The following is a 3,620-nucleotide window of genomic DNA, read 5'->3' on the forward strand; positions in this document are numbered from 1 at the left end:
CCGATCGCATAACAATGCCCTCGGGGCCCGACGCAAACGCGTCACCGTCGCGGGGTGGAGCAGCCCGGTAGCTCGTCAGGCTCATAACCTGAAGGTCGTAGGTTCAAATCCTACCCCCGCAACCAAACTTTACGAATGAAAACAACACGCTACGCGCCGCCCAAGGGCGGCTGTTCGTGTTGTGGGTTTGGCCGTGGAAGCAAACTGGAAGCAAGCGGAGAGCAATTCGAACTCTTGCAAACAGGCAACAGGCCAAGCGCGGCTTATTCGTCGATTGGACTTCTGAAGCGGTCATTGTAACACCTTGAGTTGTAGGCGGAGGCGAACTCGGCTTTACTCAATCAGCATATGCAGATCGCGTAATTTAGGTGGGTCACTTGTCTCTATCAGACATTAGCCGTGCTGCCGTTGTTCAGGCCATTGAAGAGTTTGATAGGGTCGGTCGAGACGCCTTCTTAGAGATCCACGGTTTTGGACGGTCACGGGCATATTTGATAGAGCATGACGGAAAGTTCTACGACTCGAAGGCAATTGTAGGCGTCGCGCACGGTTACTTCGGGGGCGATCGCCGCCCGCTTCGGGCAACGGAGTTCAGTGGTGGAGAAGCGACCGTAGCGCAAACTTTGAGAGGCCTGGGCTTTGAAGTTCGGGCGTCCGATGCGCCGCGCGTTCCGCACTCGTTTGCTAACCAGGCCGTAGAAGGTGTCGCCTACTGGTGGGTTAACAACAAACAGACGTATGCTCATGAAGTCGGTGGGAACTATCTCTGGTCGCCAACTACACGGAGTGATGGGGGGCGTAATGAATTCTACGAGAATATGAAGCGCGTTCGGCCCGGCGATGTCGTGTTTGCCTTCGCAGGTGGTGAAATTCGGGCAGTTGGAGTATGTTCCGCGCCGGCAATTCTGGCGCCAAAGCCTGGGGAGTTCGGAGCCACGGGCGAGAACTGGGGGGGCGATGGCTGGCGCGTTCCTGTCGAGTTCACGCGCCTTAGCACGCCGCTTCGCCCGAAGGATCATATGGATGTTTTGGCGCCCACGCTTCCCGAAAAATACTCCCCTATTCAAGCCAACGGTAACGGCAATCAGGGGGCATATCTTGCCGCGGTTCCTGTGGAGATGGCGGCAGCGGTGATCGAACTGCTAGGCCCGCTATGGGCCGAGATAGACCGCAGCACAACCATTGAACCTGCGCACCAGATTGAAGCGATAGAGGCTTCGGAAGAGCAAGTAGAGCGGGAGCTGCGCAATCGCACTGATCTCGATGAGACTGATAAGCTTCAATTAGTTAAATCGCGCCGCGGGCAAGGTATCTATCGGCAAAACCTAGAAGGCTTCGAGAAATCTTGTCGGATCACCGGAGTCTCCAACCGGCGCCACCTTCGAGCAAGCCATATTAAACCCTGGCGCGCTTCTACTACCTTCGAAAAACTCGATGGCAATAATGGCCTGCTCTTGAGCCCGCATATAGATCATTTGTTTGATCAGGGCTTCATCAGCTTTGCTGACGATGGTGCGTTGCTGGTATCGCCCGATGCCGATCTCGATACCTTGATCCTCTGGGGTATTGAGCCCGGAGGCAGCTACGGAGCCTTCAGGACAGAGCAGCTTCCCTATCTGGCGTTCCACCGCGAATTCGTCTTTAAACGTTAAGTGTGTAGTGAAATTCGGTTAGCCATTTAATTCACTTGACTAAGTTGGGTCAAAGCTGTGGGCGCGATTTTCTATTCGGAATAGGACAACCGACCTTGTGCAAAAAAATTCGCGGTGGCCTTCAGGCGCCGGAACAACGCAAGACCGATCTTTGCATGAACAATTGAGTTTTGCTTCGCAAGTAGCTTTAGCTGATCCTTGCCATCTATAGGGAGTGTTTCGTAGAAGGCCGTGGTCAATTTCTGAAGCTCCTCCAAAATATCGGCACCTATATCTTTTGCGCCGCCGGTGATGGAGAGGAGTTTAGATTTTGACATGAAAGCCCTTAAATCATCATGTGCCTTCTGTATGGTATCTGCGTTCTCGAGGAATCGTGACACACTCTCTGACCTGCTCCCCGCGAAATCCCTCACCGTAATGTAGAGTCTGCGTCAACCCTGAAGGAGTAGACGAATGCGAAAGAGCCGTTTCACCGAGGCGCAGATTATCGGGATGATCAAAGAGCAAGAGGCCGGCATGCCGACAGCCGAGGTGTGCCGCAGGCATGGCCTAAGCACAGCGACTTTCTACAAGTTGAAGGCCAAGTATGGCGGGATGGAAGTGTCCGAGGCGGCCAGGCTGAAGGCGCTCGAGGACGAGAACGCTAAGCTCAAGCGCCTGCTGGCCGATACCATGCTGGACAACGTGGTGCTGAAAGACCTTCTGGGAAAGAGCTGACGACATTGACGAAGCGGCGAGACGCGGCGCTCCGAGTGATGCGGGATCATGACATCTCGCAGCGCAGAGCCTGCAAGCTGGTTGGTGTCGATCCAAAGACAGTCCGGCGTGAACGCCCGCCGGACTGTGCCGAGATCCGCAAGGAGATGCAGGAGATCGCCGGCAAGCGACGTCGGTTCGGCTACCGCCGGATCGGGGTGCTGCTGGAACGCAAAGGCATGAGCATGAACCACAAGAAGCTATACCGGATCTACCGCGAGGAAGGGCTATCCGTAAAAAGGCGGCGCGGTCGCAAGCGCGCACGTGGGACGAGGACGCCGATGCCGGTCGCGGGACGCCCCAATGCGCGCTGGTCCTTGGACTTCGTGTCTGACAGCTTCGGCGCCTCGCGGAAGTTCCGGATCCTGGCCGTGATCGATGATTGCACCCGCGAATGCCTGTGCCTGATCGCCGATACCAGCCTGTCCGGCGCACGGGTCGCGCGCGAACTCAGCGCACTGATCCGGGTCTACGGCCAGCCCGGCTGCATTGTCAGTGACAATGGGACGGAGTTCACCAGTCGGGCCATCCTGAAATGGGCCGACGAGAACACCGTGCCGTGGCACTACATCGATCCGGGCAAGCCCCAGCAAAACGCCTTTATCGAAAGCTTCAACGGCAGCCTGCGGGACGAGCTGCTGAACGAGGAGATATTCGACAGCCTGGATGATGCGCGGCGCAAGCTGGCGCTCTGGCGATACGACTACAATACGGTCAGGCCACACTCGTCCCTGGCCAACCAGACACCGCAGCAAGCGCGCCGGACGCTTGAGCAATTTGAGGGCTCCGCGCCCGGCGCGCTTGCGTCAGACGAGGAAGCCGAATACCCAGATCCAACCTGCAGACTCTCGTTATGAATGAGGGACCGGCAGGGGGCAGGTCATCTCTCTAATTGAACTGAGAATGGCATCCTTACCTCGAAGGTCCACAAAACCGGGAGAATGATATTCGATGCCTTCAAGGGCCGGACGTTCTCTCGGGGGGATGATTTCAAACAAATCTCCGAAAAATCCCATGTAGCTCGAACCGCCCTTGAAAGGTTTCGTGCTAAACGCACGCTGAACTTTTTCTGTTTTGGTTCCGTCTGTCCGTCGTCAGAACATTTGGCGCAACTCGTGGCGTAGATTAGCGGAGAGCGGGCCTCGTCTGTGGGATGATGTTATGCGGCGAGCTTGTGGTGCTGCAAGCGCCGATATTCGAGGGTCTGTCGTT

General features: G+C 56.3%; 3 protein-coding genes and 1 tRNA gene. 3 read left to right on the plus strand and 1 reads right to left on the minus strand.

Annotated elements, in window-relative coordinates; translation table 11 throughout:
• The first annotated feature begins 48 nt into the window (after positions 1 to 48).
• Positions 49 to 125 (plus strand) — tRNA-Met (locus tag LZA78_RS17450).
• Between the two features lie 252 nt (positions 126 to 377).
• Positions 378 to 1,652: an HNH endonuclease gene (locus tag LZA78_RS17455; protein WP_233678157.1), complete on the plus strand. Its 1,275-nt coding sequence runs from the start codon at positions 378 to 380 to the stop codon at positions 1,650 to 1,652.
• A gap of 71 nt (positions 1,653 to 1,723) precedes the next feature.
• On the opposite strand, the gene LZA78_RS17460 is transcribed toward LZA78_RS17455, so the two are convergent.
• On the minus strand, positions 1,724 to 2,032 hold the full coding sequence (locus tag LZA78_RS17460) for a hypothetical protein (RefSeq protein WP_233678158.1): 309 nt from the start codon (positions 2,030 to 2,032) through the stop codon (positions 1,724 to 1,726).
• 73 nt (positions 2,033 to 2,105) lie between these two features.
• On the opposite strand from LZA78_RS17460, the gene LZA78_RS17465 reads away from it, so the two are divergent.
• A protein-coding gene (locus LZA78_RS17465; protein ID WP_233678159.1) for an IS3 family transposase occupies positions 2,106 to 3,265 on the plus strand; the annotation gives its coding sequence in 2 pieces (ribosomal slippage) (positions 2,106 to 2,355 and positions 2,355 to 3,265; 1,161 coding nt in all).
• The last annotated feature ends 355 nt before the right edge of the window (positions 3,266 to 3,620 follow it).

This window comes from Rhodobacter flavimaris (assembly GCF_021378075.1).
GTDB classification, from domain to species: Bacteria; Pseudomonadota; Alphaproteobacteria; order Rhodobacterales; family Rhodobacteraceae; genus Rhodobacter; species Rhodobacter flavimaris.